This window comes from Streptomyces sp. KM273126, from assembly GCF_004337435.2.
Lineage (GTDB): Bacteria > Actinomycetota > Actinomycetes > Streptomycetales > Streptomycetaceae > Streptomyces > Streptomyces acidicola.
The window spans coordinates 2,235,696-2,251,149 of the sequence record NZ_SJXB02000002.1; the positions used below are offsets into that span (position 1 = coordinate 2,235,696).

13 protein-coding genes are annotated in these 15,454 nt (G+C 70.5%); 7 read left to right on the forward strand and 6 right to left on the reverse strand.

Features of this window, described 5'->3' with window-relative positions:
- Positions 1-19: 19 nt before the first annotated feature.
- From iolD to iolC, 4 genes are all read right to left on the reverse strand, one after another.
- Entirely contained in the window at positions 20-1,912 is a 1,893-nt protein-coding gene (gene iolD, locus E0500_RS40500) for a 3D-(3,5/4)-trihydroxycyclohexane-1,2-dione acylhydrolase (decyclizing) (protein WP_131560023.1), read from the reverse strand.
- Positions 1,913-1,958: 46 nt separating this feature from the next.
- The gene (iolB, locus tag E0500_RS40505; protein WP_131560025.1) at positions 1,959-2,840 is read right to left on the reverse strand and encodes a 5-deoxy-glucuronate isomerase; all 882 of its coding nucleotides are present in this window, start codon (positions 2,838-2,840) and stop codon (positions 1,959-1,961) included.
- Between the two features lie 92 nt (positions 2,841-2,932).
- Positions 2,933-3,811, reverse strand: coding sequence for a deoxyribose-phosphate aldolase (locus E0500_RS40510; RefSeq protein ID WP_131560027.1), 879 nt, complete (start codon positions 3,809-3,811; stop codon positions 2,933-2,935).
- A 30-nt stretch (positions 3,812-3,841) separates the two neighbouring features.
- Positions 3,842-4,798 (reverse strand): 5-dehydro-2-deoxygluconokinase, encoded by a 957-nt coding sequence (gene iolC / locus E0500_RS40515; RefSeq protein ID WP_131560029.1) that lies wholly within the window; start codon positions 4,796-4,798, stop codon positions 3,842-3,844.
- Positions 4,799-5,126: 328 nt separating this feature from the next.
- Here iolC and E0500_RS40520 point away from each other — a divergent pair, with 328 nt between their 5' ends.
- Genes E0500_RS40520 through E0500_RS40540 form a run of 5 tightly spaced genes read left to right on the forward strand, consistent with a single transcriptional unit; the run spans position 5,127 to position 10,089 of the window.
- Positions 5,127-6,143 carry a sugar ABC transporter substrate-binding protein gene (locus E0500_RS40520; protein ID WP_131560031.1) on the forward strand — a complete coding sequence of 339 codons (1,017 nt, stop codon included), beginning with the start codon at positions 5,127-5,129 and terminating at the stop codon, positions 6,141-6,143.
- Entirely contained in the window at positions 6,143-7,219 is a 1,077-nt protein-coding gene (locus E0500_RS40525) for an ABC transporter permease (RefSeq protein ID WP_131560033.1), read from the forward strand. The genes E0500_RS40520 and E0500_RS40525 overlap by 1 nt, the downstream gene beginning before the upstream one ends.
- 8 nt (positions 7,220-7,227) lie before the next feature.
- Positions 7,228-8,139, forward strand: a complete 912-nt coding sequence (locus E0500_RS40530; RefSeq protein WP_131560035.1) for an ATP-binding cassette domain-containing protein — start codon at positions 7,228-7,230, stop codon at positions 8,137-8,139.
- A gap of 1 nt (position 8,140) precedes the next feature.
- Positions 8,141-9,043 (forward strand): sugar phosphate isomerase/epimerase, encoded by a 903-nt coding sequence (locus tag E0500_RS40535; protein WP_131560037.1) that lies wholly within the window; start codon positions 8,141-8,143, stop codon positions 9,041-9,043.
- 26 nt (positions 9,044-9,069) lie between these two features.
- Positions 9,070-10,089: a Gfo/Idh/MocA family protein gene (locus E0500_RS40540; RefSeq protein WP_131560039.1), complete on the forward strand. Its 1,020-nt coding sequence runs from the start codon at positions 9,070-9,072 to the stop codon at positions 10,087-10,089.
- A gap of 140 nt (positions 10,090-10,229) precedes the next feature.
- Here E0500_RS40540 and E0500_RS40545 read toward each other — a convergent pair whose 3' ends face one another.
- Both E0500_RS40545 and E0500_RS40550 read right to left on the reverse strand, forming a co-directional pair.
- Positions 10,230-11,375 (reverse strand): acyltransferase family protein, encoded by a 1,146-nt coding sequence (locus tag E0500_RS40545; RefSeq protein WP_131560041.1) that lies wholly within the window; start codon positions 11,373-11,375, stop codon positions 10,230-10,232.
- A gap of 51 nt (positions 11,376-11,426) precedes the next feature.
- A complete protein-coding gene (locus E0500_RS40550) occupies positions 11,427-11,918 on the reverse strand; it encodes a nucleoside deaminase (RefSeq protein WP_131560043.1) in 492 nt (163 codons plus the stop codon).
- Between the two features lie 203 nt (positions 11,919-12,121).
- Between E0500_RS40550 and E0500_RS40555 the strand changes: the two genes are divergently transcribed.
- Both E0500_RS40555 and E0500_RS40560 read left to right on the forward strand, forming a co-directional pair.
- The gene (locus E0500_RS40555; protein WP_131560045.1) at positions 12,122-14,506 is read left to right on the forward strand and encodes a glycoside hydrolase family 65 protein; all 2,385 of its coding nucleotides are present in this window, start codon (positions 12,122-12,124) and stop codon (positions 14,504-14,506) included.
- A gap of 89 nt (positions 14,507-14,595) precedes the next feature.
- The gene (locus E0500_RS40560; RefSeq protein ID WP_131560047.1) at positions 14,596-15,387 is read left to right on the forward strand and encodes a GNAT family N-acetyltransferase; all 792 of its coding nucleotides are present in this window, start codon (positions 14,596-14,598) and stop codon (positions 15,385-15,387) included.
- The last annotated feature ends 67 nt before the right edge of the window (positions 15,388-15,454 follow it).

Below are 15,454 nucleotides of genomic sequence, written 5' to 3' on the forward strand. Positions count from 1 at the left end.
GAAGGGGGCGGCGGACGGCTCAGAGGTGGCGGCGCCGGCCGGCGACATGACGGTCGTACCGCTCGCGGGCGGCCACGGCGGCCTCGCGGGAGGCGACCTCGGCCACGGGCACGTCCCACCATGCCTCGGCCGGGGGAGCGGTGGGCGCCGGGTCGGTCTCGACGTACACACACGTCGGCCGGTCCGAGGCACGCGCCGCGGCGAGCGCGTCACGCAGTTCGCCGACGGTCTTGGCGCGGATCACGTCCATCCCGAGGCTGGCGGCGTTGGCGGCGAGGTCCACCGGCAGCGGCGCCCCGGTGAAGGTGCCGTCCGCGGCACGGTAGCGGTAGGCGGTGCCGAAGCGCTCGCCGCCGGTCTCCTCGGACAGGCCGCCGATGGAGGCGTACCCGTGGTTCTGGATCAGCAGCAGGTTGACCGGCAGGCCCTCCTGGACGGCGGTGACGATCTCCGTCGGCATCATCAGGTACGTGCCGTCGCCGACCAGCGACCACACCGGAGTACCGGGCGCCGCCTGCTGTACACCGATGCCGGCCGGGATCTCGTAGCCCATGCAGGAGTAGCCGTACTCCAGGTGGTACTGGCGCGGGGAGCGGGCCCGCCACAGCTTGTGCAGGTCGCCGGGGAGCGAGCCGGCCGCGTTGATCACCACGTCGTCGTCGCCCACGACCGAGTCCAGGGCGCCCAGCACCTGCGTCTGGGTGGGCACGGCGTGCGCGTCGTCCGCGCGGTAGGCCGCGTCCACGACCTGCTCCCAGGCCGCCTTGCCGGCGCGGTACTCGGCCTCGTACGCCTCGCCGACACGGTGCCCGGAAAGCGCGTCCGTGAGCGCCTCCAGGCCCGTGCGCGCGTCCGCGACCAGGGTGCGGGCGGCCAGCTTGTGGGCGTCGAAGGCGGTGATGTTGAGGTTGACGAACCGGACGTCCGGGTTCTGGAACAGGGTGTTGGAGGCGGTGGTGAAGTCGGAGTAGCGGGTTCCGACGCCGATGACCAGGTCCGCGGTGCGCGCGATGTCGTCGCAGACGGCGGTGCCGGTGTGGCCGATGCCGCCGAGGTCCGCCGGGTGGTCGTACCGCAGGGAGCCCTTGCCCGCCTGGGTGGAGGCGACCGGGATGCCGGTGGCCTCCGTGAACACCTTGAGCGCTTCCTCGGCCTCGCTGTGGTGAACGCCGCCGCCGGCGACGATCAGCGGCCGCTCGGCGGCACGGATGGCGGTTGCGGCCTCGGCGAGTTCCAGCGGGTCGGGCGCGGGGCGGCGTACGTGCCAGACGCGCTCGGCGAAGAACTCCACCGGCCAGTCGAAGGCCTCCGCCTGCACGTCCTGCGGCATGGCGAGGGTCACCGCGCCGGTCTCGGCCGGGTCGGTCAGCACCCGCATCGCGTTCAGAGCGGACGGGATCAGCATCTCCGGGCGCGTGATGCGGTCGAAGTAGCGGGAGACCGGGCGCAGGGTGTCGTTGACCGACACGTCGGCCTCCACCGGGTGCTCCAGCTGCTGGAGCAGCGGGTCGGCGGGGCGCGTCGCGAAGTAGTCGCCGGGCAGGAGCAGCACCGGCAGGCGGTTGACCGTGGCCAGGGCGGCGCCGGTGACCAGGTTGGTGGCGCCGGGGCCGATGGACGTGGTGACCGCCTGCGCGGAGAGCCGGTTCAGCTGGCGGGCGTGGCCCACGGCGGCGTGCACCATGGCCTGTTCGTTGCGGCCCTGGTGGAACGGCATCGTGTCCTCGCCGGCCTCCAGCAGCGCCTGGCCGAGACCGGCGACGTTGCCGTGGCCGAAGATCCCCCAGGTGCCGGCGATCAGCCGGTGCCGTACGCCGTCGCGCTCGGTGTACTGCGCGGACAGGAACTGCACCAGCGCCTGGGCGACGGTCAGGCTGACCTTCGACTGGTTCGACTGATTCGGCTGGCTCATCGGGACCTCACTGCTACGGGTTCTCTCGCGGGGGCCGCGGGAAGCTTCACTGGGCGGGGGCGGTGTAGACGGGCAGGCGCGGGTCGACCGGCTGCTCGGGCCATGTGCCACGGATCCAGGCGTGGTCCGGGTGGTCGCAGATCAGCCAGGCGCGGTCGGGGTCGGGGCCCGCCATGACGTTGAGGTAGTACATGTGGTGGCCGGGCGCGGCCATGGAGGGGCCGTGCCAGCCGTCGGGGATGAGGACGACGTCGCCGTCGCGCACCTCGGCCAGCACGTCCGTGCCCGCGCCCTGGCCGGAGGGGGAGACCCGCTGGTAGCCGAGGCCGGGGACGCCCTCGTGGTCGGCGAACTCGAAGTAGTAGATCTCCTCCAGCTCCGACTCCTCGCCGGGCCGGTGCTCGTCGTGCTTGTGCGGCGGGAAGGACGACCAGTTTCCGCCAGGCGTGATCACCTCGACGGCGATGAGCTTGTCGCACTCGAAGACGCCTGCCGCGCCGAAGTTGTTGACCTGGCGCGAGCAGGTGCCGGTGCCCCGCAGCTCGACCGGGACGGAGGACGCCGGGCCGTAGCGGGCGGGCAGCCGGCGCTCGCAGCGGGCGCCGGTCAGGGCGAAGCGCCCGCCGTCGCGGGAGGCGATCGATGCCTGCGCGTCGCGCGGCACGTACGCGAAGTCGCTGACCCCGCTGAAGACGCTCTCGCGTCCCTGCAGCCGGAACGTCTGGTCGTCGACGGCGACCGTGCAGGAGCCCGCGAGCGGCAGCACGATCCACTCGCTGTCGCCGCTGTCGAAGCTGTGCCAGCCGCCCGGCGGCAGTTCCAGCACCCGCAGGCTGGAGTAGCCCCAGCCGGCCGACTCGGGGGTGACGTTCACGGCGTAGGCGTCACCGGTGGCCTTGCCCGCCGGAAGGTGGTGCGTGGTCGTCATGATGTGATTCCTCGGCTCGTTCCAGGATGTACCTGGGTCTGGGGGCGTACGCGGCTTCGGGACATACCAGGGTTTCCGGGACCTACCCGGAATCAGAGCAGTCCGACCGCGGTGTCCACCGCGGTCTCCACGCTGCCTTCGGCGGGGTAGAGCAAGGACCGGCCGACGACCATGCCCTGCACGGTGGGCAGCCGCAGGGCCTTGCGCCACTTCTCGTACGCGCCCTCCTGGTCCCCACTGACCTCGCCGCCCAGCAGGACCACCGGCAGCGTGGACGTCTCCAGCGCCTCCGCCATGTCGTCGGGGTCCTCGGTGACGGGCAGTTTCAGCCAGGTGTACGCGGAGGTGCCGCCGAGGCCCGAGGCGATCGCGATGGACCGGGTGACGGCCTCGGCGCTCAGATCGTTGCGGACCGCGCCGTCCACGCGGCGGGATATGAACGGCTCGACGAACAGCGGCAGCCGGCGCGCGGCCATGTCGTCGATGGCCCGGGCGGTGGTCTCCAGGGTCTGCAGGGAGCCGGCGTCGTCGTAGTCGATGCGCACCAGCAGCTTCCCCGCGTCGAAGCGGAGCCGCTCGATGTCCTCGGCGCGGTGGCCGGTGAAGCGGTCGTCCATCTCGAAGGACGCGCCGGCCAGGCCCCCGCGGTTCATGGAGCCCATGACAACCTTGTCGTCCAGGACGCCGAGGAGCAGCAGGTCCTCCAGGATGTCCGCGGTCGCGAGCACCCCGTCGACGCCCGGGCGCGACAGCGCGATGCACAGCCGCTCCAGCAGGTCGGCCCGGTTGGCCATGGCCAGGCGTTGGCCGCCCACACCGAGGGCGCCGCGCGCCGGGTGGTCGGCGGCCACGATCATCAGACGGCCGCTGTCGCCGATCAGCGGGCGGCGGACGCGGCGGGCGGCGGCTTCGGCGATGGCCTCCGGATGCCGGGCGCGCACTGTGACGAGGTCGGGGATGCTGATGCTCAAGACTTCGCTCCGTTCAGGGTGTGGCGTCGGTCAGCCGCGCGCGAGGAGGTCGTCGACCTCGGACTCGGTGGGCATCGCGGAGGAGCAGGCGAGCCGGGAGGCGACGAGCGCCCCGGCCGCGTTGGCGTACCGCATGATCTTCTCCAGCTCCCAGCCGCCCAGCAGGCCGTGGCAGAGCGAGCCGCCGAAGGCGTCCCCGGCACCGAGCCCGTTGACGACCTCCACGGGCACCGGCGGGACCTCCGCGGTGGTGCCGTCGCGGTGGACGGCCAGTACGCCCTTGGGACCCTGCTTGACGACGGCCAGCTCCACCCCGGCGTCGAGCAGGGCCTGCGCGCAGGCCTTCGGCTCGCGGACGCCGGTGGCGATCTCGCACTCGTCGAGGTTGCCGACGGCCACCGTGGCGTGGGCGAGGGCCTCGGTGTAGTACGGGCGGGCCGAATCCGGGTCGTTCCAGAACATCGGGCGCCAGTCGAGGTCGAAGACGGTGATGCCCGACTTGTCGCGCGCCTTGAGAGCTGCGAGGGTGGCCGAACGGCTGGGCTCCTCGCTCAGGCCGGTGCCCGTGATCCAGAAGATGCGGGCCGTGCGGATGGCGGAGAGGTCCAGCTCGTCGGTGTTGATCTCCAGGTCCGGGGCCTTGGGCCGACGGTAGAAGTACAGCGGGAAGTCGTCCGGAGGGAAGATCTCGCAGAACGTGATCGGAGTCTGGTACGCGTCGACCGGGGTGACGAAGCGGTCGTCGACGCCGAACTCCCTTAGGGCGTCGTGGAGATACGAACCGAAGGGGTCGTTACCCGTACGGGTGATCACAGCGGTAGCGTGACCCAGGCGCGCGGCGGCAACGGCCACGTTGGCCGCCGACCCCCCCAGGAACTTGCCGAAGGATTCGACTTGCGGAAGTGGCACACCGGTCTGCAGTGGATAGAGATCGACCCCAATGCGGCCCATGGTGATGAGATCGAACGTTTCGGCGGACTCGGGCATGCGCGTCACTCCTCGTACGGGGATGCGGGCCGTGGAGGGCCCGTGGTGCGGGGGATGCGGGCACGCTGGCCCGGACGTACATCAGGTGTAGGTCCCCGGGCGAGCCCATGTCAAGCGTTTGTACTGACATTCGGACCTGCAACTGAAATGATGTCTTAACAAAGTATTGACAGCTGGGTGGGACAGGCGTTTGTATCCCGTCCCAACAACACCGCCGCTTCACCGGCACAATGACCCAGGCTCTCAATGCCCGGGCCCGCGGCGGGCCTCTCGCCCGACGCCGTCCCGTTCACTTTCCCCCCGGAAGCACAGTGAGGTGCAAGGAAAGATGGATCGTTTTCACGCCCGCTCCCGCCGAGTCGCGCCCTTCGTCGCCCTGGCAGCGGCGTCCGCGCTGCTCATAGCGGGCTGCTCCAGCGGCTCGGGCGGCAAGAAGTCCGAGGAGGGCGGCGACAACGCCTCCGCGGGCAAGGCGAGCACTCCCCGCATGACGGTCGCGCTGGTCACCCACCAGGCGCCCGGCGACACGTTCTGGGACATCGTCCGCAAGGGTGCCGAGGCGGCCGCGGCCAAGGACAACATCAAGCTGATCTACTCGGCGGACCCGAACGCGGGCAACCAGGCCAACCTGGTCCAGAACGCGATCGACCAGAAGGTCGACGGCATCGCGATCACCCTGGCCAAGCCGGACGCGATGAAGGACGCCGTGGCCAACGCGGAGAAGGCGGGCATCCCGGTCGTCGGCCTGAACTCGGGCCTCAGTGACTGGAAGTCGCTGAACCTGCTGGAGTTCTTCGGGCAGGACGAGACGGTGGCGGGCGAGGCGCTGGGCAAGAAGCTCAACGAGGAAGGCGCCAAGAAGGCCGTCTGTGTCATCCAGGAGCAGGGCAACGTCGGCCTGGAGCAGCGCTGCGCGGGCGTGAAGAAGACGTTCGAGGGCAAGACGGAGAACCTCAACGTCAACGGCACCGACATGCCGTCGGTGAAGTCGACGATCAACGCGAAGCTCAAGCAGGACTCCTCCATCGACTACGTCGTCGCACTCGGCGCCCCGTTCGCACTGACCGCGGCGCAGTCTGTCGGTGAGTCGGGCAGCAAGGCGAAGGTCGCCACCTTCGACCTCAACAAGGAACTGACCGGCGCGATCAAGGACGGCGACATCGCGTTCGCGGTCGACCAGCAGCCCTACCTGCAGGGTTACCTGTCGATCGACTCGCTGTGGCTGTACAAGAACAACGGCAACTACATGGGCGGCGGCGAGGCCCCGGTGCTGACCGGTCCGGCTTTCGTGGACAAGTCCAACGTCGAGGCGGTCGCCAAGTTCGCCGCGAAGGGCACTCGGTGATGAGCATGACGCAACAGGCTGCGCCGGCGGTGGAGACACCGCCGGCCTCCGGCCCCAAACAGAGCGACGGGCGAACCGCGCAGCGCCCCCTGGCGCTGAAGCTGCTCGCCCGCCCCGAAGTGGGCGTCTTCCTCGGCGCGGTCGCGGTGTACGTCTTCTTCCTGGCCGCGGCACCGCCGGTGCGCGAGGCCAGCGCGATGGCCAACATCCTCTACCAGTCGTCGACGATCGGGCTCATGGCTCTGCCCGTGGCCCTGCTGATGATCGGCGGCGAGTTCGACCTCTCCGCCGGTGTCGCGGTGATCACCTCGGCGCTGACCGCGAGCATGGTCAGCTACCAGCTGACGATGAACGTGTGGGTGGGCGTGATCGCGGCACTGGTGGTGTCGCTGGCGGTCGGGGCGTTCAACGGGTGGATGCTGGTCAAGACCGGCCTGCCGAGCTTCCTGGTCACCCTGGGCACGTTCCTGATCCTGCAGGGCGTCAACCTGGCGGTCACGAAGCTGGTCACCGGGAACGTGGCCACCGACAACATCAGCGACATGGACGGCTTCGCCCAGGCGAAGGCGATCTTCGCCTCGACGTTCCAGGTCGGCGGCGTCACCTTCAAGATAACCGTCGTGTACTGGCTGGTGTTCGCGGCGTTGGCCACCTGGGTGCTGCTGCGCACCAAGTACGGCAACTGGATCTTCGCGGTGGGCGGCAACCAGGACAGCGCCCGCGCGGTGGGTGTGCCGGTCACGTTCACGAAGATCTCGCTGTTCATGCTGGTCGGGCTCGGCGCCTGGTTCGTGGGCATGCACAACCTGTTCTCCTTCAGCACCGTGCAGTCCGGTGAGGGCGTCGGGCAGGAGCTGATCTACATCGCCGCCGCGGTCATCGGTGGCTGTCTGCTGACCGGCGGCTACGGCTCGGCGATCGGTCCGGTCTTCGGCGCGTTCATGTTCGGCATGGTCAACCAGGGCATCGTCTACGCCGGCTGGAACCCCGACTGGTTCAAGGCCTTCCTCGGCGTGATGCTGCTCGGCGCCACCCTGATCAATCTGTGGGTCCGCCGCACGGCGACCCGGAGGTGAAGTGACCCATGGCTACCAACGAATCCCAGGCCGCGGGAGCCGTCCTGAAGGACACCCCGCCCACGGACGGCACCCCCACCGTGGAACTGCGCGGTGCGGGCAAGGCGTACGGCAACATCCGCGCCCTGCACGGCGTCGACCTCCAGGTGCACCCCGGCAAGGTCACGTGCGTGCTGGGCGACAACGGCGCCGGCAAGTCCACCCTCATCAAGATCATCTCCGGGCTGCACCAGCACACCGAGGGCGAGTTCCTCGTCGACGGCGAACCGGTGCACTTCTCCACCCCGCGTGAAGCACTCGACCGCGGCATCGCCACCGTGTACCAGGACCTGGCGACCGTGCCGCTGATGCCGGTGTGGCGCAACTTCTTCCTCGGCTCGGAGATGACCAAGGGCGCCTGGCCCCTCCGTCGCCTCGACATCGAGAAGATGAAGAAGACCGCGGACGAAGAGCTGCGCAACATGGGCATCGTCCTCGACGACCTGGAGCAGCCGATCGGCACGCTGTCGGGTGGTCAGCGCCAGTGTGTGGCGATCGCCCGTGCCGTCTACTTCGGCGCCCGCGTGCTGATCCTGGACGAGCCGACCGCCGCCCTCGGTGTGAAGCAGTCGGGTGTGGTGCTCAAGTACATCGCCGCCGCCCGCGACCGCGGCCTGGGCGTCATCTTCATCACCCACAACCCGCACCACGCCTACATGGTCGGCGACCACTTCAGCGTGCTGCGCCTGGGCACCCTGGAGCTCAGCGCCCCACGCAGTGAGATCAGCCTCGAAGAGCTCACCAACCACATGGCGGGCGGTGCCGAACTCGCCGCGCTCAAGCACGAGTTGGCCCAGGTCAGCGGTGTCGACGTCGAGGAGCTCCCCGAGGAGGAGGACCTCACGGCATCCGCGGCGGCAACTTCGGAAGGAAAGTCCTGACATGACCTCTGCCCTGGACCGCATCCGGGTCGGCTCGGCCCCTGACTCCTGGGGCGTCTGGTTCCCCGACGACCCGCAGCAGGTGCCCTGGGAACGGTTCCTGGACGAGGTCGCCGAGGCCGGCTACTCCTGGATCGAGCTCGGACCGTACGGCTATCTGCCGACCGACCCGGCCCGGCTCACCGACGAGGTCACCAAGCGCGACCTCAAGGTGTCGGCCGGCACGGTCTTCACCTCGCTGCACCGCGGCCCGTCCGTCTGGGACGCCACCTGGGAGCACGTCGGCCAGGTCGCCGCGCTCACCCAGGCCATGGGCGCGAAGCACCTGGTGGTCATCCCGTCGTTCTGGCGGGACGACAAGACCGCCGAGATCATCGAGCCGGCCGAACTCACCACCGAGCAGTGGGGCCACCTCAGCAAGGGCATGGAGCGGCTCGGGCGCGAGGTCAAGGAGACGTACGGGCTCGACATCGTGGTGCACCCGCACGCGGACACGCACATCGACACCGAGGAGCACGTCGAGCGCTTCCTCGACTCGACGGACTCCGGGCTCGTCAACCTGTGCCTGGACACCGGGCACTACGCCTACTGCGGCGGCGACAGCGTCAAGCTGATCGAGACCTACGGCGAGCGCATCGGCTATCTGCACCTCAAGCAGGTCGACCCGGAGATCCTGGCCGACGTGGTGCAGAACGGTGTTCCGTTCGGCCCCGCGGTCCAGCGCGGTGTGATGTGCGAACCCCCGGCAGGCGTACCGGAGTTGGGGCCGGTACTGACCGCGGCCCAGGGGCTGGGCGTGGACCTGTTCGCGATCGTCGAGCAGGACATGTACCCCTGCGAGCCGGACAAGCCGCTGCCCATCGCGGTCCGCACCCGCAAGTTCCTCCGCTCCTGCGGCGCCTGACCCACTCGAAGGGACCACCACCCACCATGACTCAGCGTGGAACGCTCGGCGTCGCCGTCATCGGCACCGGCCGGATGGGGGCCGATCACGTACGTCGCATCGACGAGGTGATCAGCGGGGCGCGCGTGTCCGCCGTCGTGGACATCGACGCCGAGCGGGCCAAGCGACTCGCCGAGGGCATCGACGGCTGTACCGCGTACACCGACCCGGTCGCCGCCATGGCCGCGGAGGACGTCGACGCCGTGCTCATCGCCTCACCGGGGCCCGCTCACGAGGCGGCCCTGCTGGCGGCGTTCGAGCACGACCTGCCGGTGCTGTGCGAGAAGCCGCTCACCCCCGACGCGGCCTCCGCACTGCGGGTGATGGAGGCCGAGCAGAAGCTGGGCCACCGCCTGGTCCAGGTGGGCTTCATGCGGCGCTACGACGCCGAGTACACGAAGCTCAAGGCGCTGCTCGACAGCGGGCAGCTCGGCCGGCCGCTGATGCTCCACAACCGGCACCGCAACGCCGCCAGCCCGCCCGGCTTCACCACCGCGATGCTCATCAACGACTCGGTGGTGCACGAGATGGACGTGACCCGCTGGCTCCTCGACCAGGAGATCACGGCGGTCACCGTCCTGCGCCCGACGCCCTCCGAGAACGCGCCCGAGGGCTTGTCGGACCCGCAGCTCGTCCTCTTCGAGACCGATGGCGGCGCGATCGTCGACGTCGAGATCAACGTCAACTGCGGCTTCGGCTACCAGGTGAAGGCCGAAGCGGTCTGCGAGCGCGGCACCGCCCGTATCGGCGAGGAGCAGTCACTCGTCACCGACATGGCCGGCCGCTGGGGCGGCACCATCGCCCAGGACTTCGTGGAGCGGTTCGCCGGTGCCTACGACCGCCAGGTCCAGGCCTGGGTGGACGCCACCCGCCGCGGCGAGGTCACCGGGCCCAGCGTGTGGGACGGCTACGCCACGGCGGCGGTCTGCGAGGCGGGCGTCCGCGCCCAGTCCGAGGGCGGCCGGGTCGAGGTCGAGCTGATCGAGCGGCCCGCCTTCTACCGCTAGGCGCTCCGCTGGATGCGCGGTGATGAATCTGCGGGCCGGTGGGGGCTGGTCGCGCAGTTCCCCGCGCCCCTTACGGGCGGGTACTGCACGGGGGCTTCAGCCCAGTCCGCCTGGAAGACCTGTGGTGCCCCAGGAGGCCGTCAGCGCGTCTGTGCGGCCTCCTGGGGCACATCCCTGTCCTGGGACACACCCCTGTTCCGCGGTGCCTCGTTGCCGGAGGAGCGGAACGCCCAATCCATCCGTGGCTCGACCACACACCGGAACACCGCCCGCACCGGCGGCGAGCACAGCAGCGTGATCCCGCCGACCGCCAGCGCCGTCACCGCGATCTCACCGAGCGGGGTACGCACCCAGGCGGGGGCGTACCACTCCCAGAAGCGGGACGACTTGATGACGAAGCCGTGCAGCAGGTAGCCGTACATCGTCCCCGCACCCAGCGCCGTGAACCACGTCCGCCGCCTCGGCACCCACGCCAGGAAACACGCTGTCAGCAGCAGCGCCAGACAGAACAGCGCCGGTGTGCTGACCAGCCCCACCCAGCGCGACACACCCTGACCCGTGACGGCACCCCGGTGGTAGAACCAGGACGCGCTGAACCAGGGCGCCACCTCGTACGCCGCCACCACAGCGCCCACCCCGACGGGCAGCGCCCACAGCCGGACCCGCCGGGTGCGCAGCCGCTCGAAATGCTCGGCCCGCAGCGTCAGCCCGAGCACGAAGAACGGCAGGAACTGCAGGATCCGCTGGATCGAGATGTCACCGCCCAGGTCCGGCGACACCGAGGCCAGCACCGCGAGACCGAGCGCGACCGGCAGCGGATACCGCAGCGCCAGCCAGACCGGAGTGGTGATCCGCCAGATGAACAGCGCCATCAGGAACCACATCACGTACCAGGGATCCAGCAGGCTCAGCGGATACCCCCAGTCGTTCCGCGCCCAGCGGTAGAAGAGCGTGTACGCCGTCTCGAAGACGACATACGGCAGAACCACCCCCGTCAGCAGCCGCCGCAGCCGGCCCGGAGCCATGTCGAAGCTCCGCGAGAAGTACCCGGAGATCAGCGCGAACGCGGGCATGTGGAAGGCGTAGACGGTCAGATACAGGGCCGTGGCCGCCCGGCTGCCGTGGGTCAGCGGCTCCCAGGCGTGCCCGCACGCCACCAGCACGATCGTCAGGTACTTCGCGTTGTCGAAGTACGCGTCCCTGGACGAGGGTCTCCGGGCGGGCGGCGTTTTTCGGACAGGGGGCACCGTCAGGGTCGGCGGGTACTGCGTCACGTTTCCGGACATCCTCCGCATCTCGACGAACGGACCCCGACCGCCTGCCCCGCCCCGCGGGTCTCATTCCTCCCCGTTGCAGCCCCGGTGGAACCGGCGGTGCAGGGCATGCACCTCCTCGTCCAGCCCGGGCACCGGGCCCTCGACGGTCACACCGGGAGCGACCTCGGTGACCGGCAGGGTCCGCACCGGCGGCGCCGGCACCCCCAACTCGTCCAGCCAGGAGGAGAGTTGCTCGGAGGAGGCGACGTACACGATACGTCCGAGGCCCACCCATGCGTGGGCGGCCGCGCACATCGGGCAGTGCTCGCCCGACGTGTACACGGTCGCCGCGGCCCGCTCCTCGGGGGTGAGGTGCGCCGCCGACCAGCGGGCCAGCTCGAACTCCGGGTGCCGGGTGCGGTCACCGGACGCCACCCGGTTGTGGTCCTCCGCCAGCACGGTCCCGTCGGCGCCCACGAGCACCGAGCCGAACGGCTCGTCACCGGCCTGAAGGGCCTCGGCCGCCAGCTCCACGCACCGCCGCAAGTACCGCAGCTCGGAGTCGTCCACCATCTCGTACGCCCCTTCTCATGACGCCGTCCACGCGGCGCGGACGACGTCCGGCCGCACCGCGATCTTCGTCACGCAGCCTACGTGCCCTGCCCTCCTCGGCGTGGGCCCGTCCCGCACCACCGCCACCCGTGGTGAACTGCAGGTCACGGCGAGGTCCCGGTGGTCCACGCCGGTGCGGAGCCACGGGTGGCGGAGGGCTGGGAATGCGCGAGTGGATCTGGGAGTACGAGGGCTACGACCCGGCGCAGGAGCGGCTGCGCGAGTCGCTGTGCACCCTCGGCAACGGCTACTTCGCGACCCGCGGAGCCGCCCCCGAGTGCACCGCCGACGCCGTGCACTACCCGGGCACGTACGCGGCGGGCTGCTACAACCGGCTCACCTCACAGATCGCGGGTCGCCGCGTCGAGAACGAGGACATGGTCAACCTGCCCAACTGGCTTCCCCTTCGCTTCCGCGTCGCCTCCGGCGACTGGCTCTCCCCGGACACCCACAAGGTCCTCGACCATCACCTGAGCCTGCACCTGAGAGAGGGAACCCTGGAGCGCACCGTGCGCTACGAGAACCCTGACGGCCGGTGCCTGGCCGTGCGGCAGTTCCGGCTGGTCCACATGGGGGATCCCCATCTCGCCCTGCTGCGCACCGAGTTGACCCCCCAGGGATGGTCGGGGGAGATCGAGGTGGAGTCCGCGCTCGACGGGACGGTCACCAACTCCGGGGTCGAGCGGTACCGCGAGCTGTCCTCCCGGCACCTCACACACGTCCACACCGGCACCTCGGCGCGCGGACCGGTCTGGCTGCGCTGCCGCACCAGGACCTCCGACATCCGCATCGGTCTCGCCGCGCGGACCGTGGTGGACGCTCCGGCCGAGGCCGGCACCGTCAAGGACAACGGGCGGATCGCCCGGGTGTTCCGGATGGCCGTCACCGACGGCCACACGGTGACCGTCGACAAGACCGTCGCCCTGCACACCTCCCGTGACCCGGCGATCAGCGATCCGCTGTACGCCGCCGTCGACCGGGTGCGGCGCTCCGGTGACGTCGACGCCCTGCTGGCCTCCCACCGCACGGCCTGGCAGCAGTTGTGGCGCAACGCCGAGGCGGACGTGCCCGGCGGCGCGGGCGCGGTGCTGCGCCTGCACCTCTTCCATGTGCTCCAGACCCTGTCCCCGCACACCGCCGAACTCGATGTGGGTGTGCCCGCACGGGGCCTGCACGGCGAGGCGTACCGCGGACACGTCTTCTGGGACGAACTGTTCGTGCTGCCGTATCTGAACCTGCACTTCCCCGAGGTGTCCCGGGCCCTGCTGACCTACCGGCACCGGCGTCTGGAGCGCGCCTGCTTCGCCGCCGCCGACGCCGGGCTCCGCGGTGCGATGTACCCCTGGCAGAGCGGCAGCGACGGCCGCGAGGAGACCCAGTGGCTGCACCTCAACCCGCGCTCGGGGCGCTGGCTGCCCGACCACTCCCGGCTCCAGCACCATGTGGGCTCGGCGGTCGCGTACAACGTGTGGCGGTACTGCGAGGCGACCGGCGACACGGAGTTCCTGCACACCAAGGGCGCCGAGATGGTCATCCAGATCGCCCGCTTCTGGGCCGACTTCGCCAGGTACGACGAGACACTGGGCCGCTACCGCATCCGCGGGGTCGTCGGCCCCGACGAGTACCACGAGGCCTACCCCGGCGCGGCCGGTCCGGGCCTCGACGACAACGCGTACACCAATGTCACGGCCGCCTGGGTCCTCGCCCGCGCCCTCGACGTGGCGCGGACCCTGCCCACCACGCGCCGCCGCGACCTGTTCGAGCGCATCGGCCTCGACCGCGCCGAGACCGACGTCTGGGAGGAGGTCTCCCGCAAGCTGTACGTCCCCTTCCACGCGGGCGTCATCAGCCAGTTCGCGGGCTACGAGGACCTCGCGGAGCTCGACTGGGAGGGGTACCGGAAACGCTACGGCGACATCCGGCGCCTCGACCGGATCCTGGAGGCCGAGGACGACTCCGTCAACCGCTACCAGGCATCCAAGCAGGCCGACGTCCTGATGCTCGGTTACCTCTTCTCAGCCGCCGAACTCAATTCCCTGTTCGGGCAGTTGGGGTACGAACTGGACGACGGGACCTGGCGGCGGACCGTCGATCACTACCTGGCCCGCACCAGCCACGGGTCGACTCTCAGCAGCCTGGTCCACGGCTGGGTGCTGGCGCGGGCCCGGGGCGCACGGGCCTGGGCGTTCGTGCAGGAGGCGCTGGCCGGCGATATCGCCGACCTGCACGGCGGGACCACCGGTGAGGGCATCCACCTGGGCGCCATGGCCGGCACCCTCGACCTCGTCCAACGGGGTCTGACCGGCCTGGAGGCCCGCGACGGCAGCCTCTGCTTCGACCCCGTACCGCTGCCGGAGCTGTCGGATCTTTCGGAGTACGGCTTCTCGATCCGCTACCGCGGCCACTGGGGCGTGCGGCTGCACCTGCGACAGGGGGAGTTGCACATCACCGTGCCCTACTCCGACGAGGCCCCGGTCACCGTGGCTGTCGCGGGCCGTGCGGTGTCCGTGGTCCCGGGGGAGTCGTGCGCGCTTCCTCTGCCCGGCTGACGTGAACGGCCGCCCGGAGGTTCGACGGTCCGCGTGAGAGGCGAGTGAATTCCATTGCCTGCCGGGGCTGCGGGTGATGGAGTGGGCATATGCGTCACGCCGGGGTGTTGGCCCTCTTCGACCGGGACATGCGGGAAGGGGCGCGCCCCGACGCGCCCGGTGCGCGGATCGAGCGCGCGGACGGGGTGGTACGGCAGGTCGGTGCCGAGCACGGCTGGAGCGGGGTGCTCTGGTCGGACCTGGACGAGACGACCGCCGACGAGGCGATCGCCGCGCAGGTGCGCTACTTCGCCGGGCTCGGCCGCGAGTTCGAATGGAAGCTGTACGGACACGATCTCCCGGTCGACCTGGGCAGACGGCTCCGCGCCGCCGGGTTCACGCCCGAGCCCGAGGAGACCTTGATGATCGCCGAGTTCGGGCAGATGAACCTCGACGTCGAGGTGCCGGAGGGCGTACGGCTCCTCCCGGTGACCGACGCGGTGGGCGTCGACATGGTGGCGGACGTCCACGCGCAGGCATTCGGCCGGGACAGCTCGCGTATGCGCAGGCAACTGCTCGCCCAGCTCGCCGCCGCTCCCGACACCGTTGTCGCGGTCGTGGCCCTCGCCGGGGACAGCCCGATCAGCGCCGCGCGCATGGAGATGCTGCCCGGCACCCGCTTCGCCGGCCTGTGGGGCGGCGGCACCGTGGAGGGCTGGCGCGGCCGCGGCATCTACCGCGCCCTCGTGGCCCACCGCGCCCGCGTCGCCGCCGAGCACGGCTACCGCTATCTGCAGGTGGACGCCACCAGCCAGAGCCGCCCCATCCTGGAACGCCTGGGATTCGAACCGCTGACCACGACCACGCCGTACGTGTCACCGACCGTGCCCACGGAGGCGTGAGGGCGTGAGGGCGGCCCACCGCCGCCCTCACTCACCGGGGGCCGCCTGCCTGATCACCAAGGAGGAC

Excerpts from the sequence above, each read along its gene's own strand:
- E0500_RS40525 (WP_131560033.1), top strand. The coding sequence starts at position 6,143 with ATGAGCATGACGCAACAGGCTGCGCCGGCGGTGGAGACACCGCCGGCC.
- E0500_RS40555 (WP_131560045.1), top strand. The coding sequence starts at position 12,122 with ATGCGCGAGTGGATCTGGGAGTACGAGGGCTACGACCCGGCGCAGGAG.
- E0500_RS40545 (WP_131560041.1), bottom strand. The coding sequence starts at position 11,375 with ATGTCCGGAAACGTGACGCAGTACCCGCCGACCCTGACGGTGCCCCCT.
- iolD (WP_131560023.1), bottom strand. The coding sequence starts at position 1,912 with ATGAGCCAGCCGAATCAGTCGAACCAGTCGAAGGTCAGCCTGACCGTC.
- E0500_RS40550 (WP_131560043.1), bottom strand. The coding sequence starts at position 11,918 with ATGGTGGACGACTCCGAGCTGCGGTACTTGCGGCGGTGCGTGGAGCTG.
- iolB (WP_131560025.1), bottom strand. The coding sequence starts at position 2,840 with ATGACGACCACGCACCACCTTCCGGCGGGCAAGGCCACCGGTGACGCC.
- E0500_RS40560 (WP_131560047.1), top strand. The coding sequence starts at position 14,596 with ATGCGTCACGCCGGGGTGTTGGCCCTCTTCGACCGGGACATGCGGGAA.
- E0500_RS40520 (WP_131560031.1), top strand. The coding sequence starts at position 5,127 with ATGGATCGTTTTCACGCCCGCTCCCGCCGAGTCGCGCCCTTCGTCGCC.
- iolC (WP_131560029.1), bottom strand. The coding sequence starts at position 4,798 with ATGCCCGAGTCCGCCGAAACGTTCGATCTCATCACCATGGGCCGCATT.
- E0500_RS40530 (WP_131560035.1), top strand. The coding sequence starts at position 7,228 with ATGGCTACCAACGAATCCCAGGCCGCGGGAGCCGTCCTGAAGGACACC.
- E0500_RS40535 (WP_131560037.1), top strand. The coding sequence starts at position 8,141 with ATGACCTCTGCCCTGGACCGCATCCGGGTCGGCTCGGCCCCTGACTCC.
- E0500_RS40540 (WP_131560039.1), top strand. The coding sequence starts at position 9,070 with ATGACTCAGCGTGGAACGCTCGGCGTCGCCGTCATCGGCACCGGCCGG.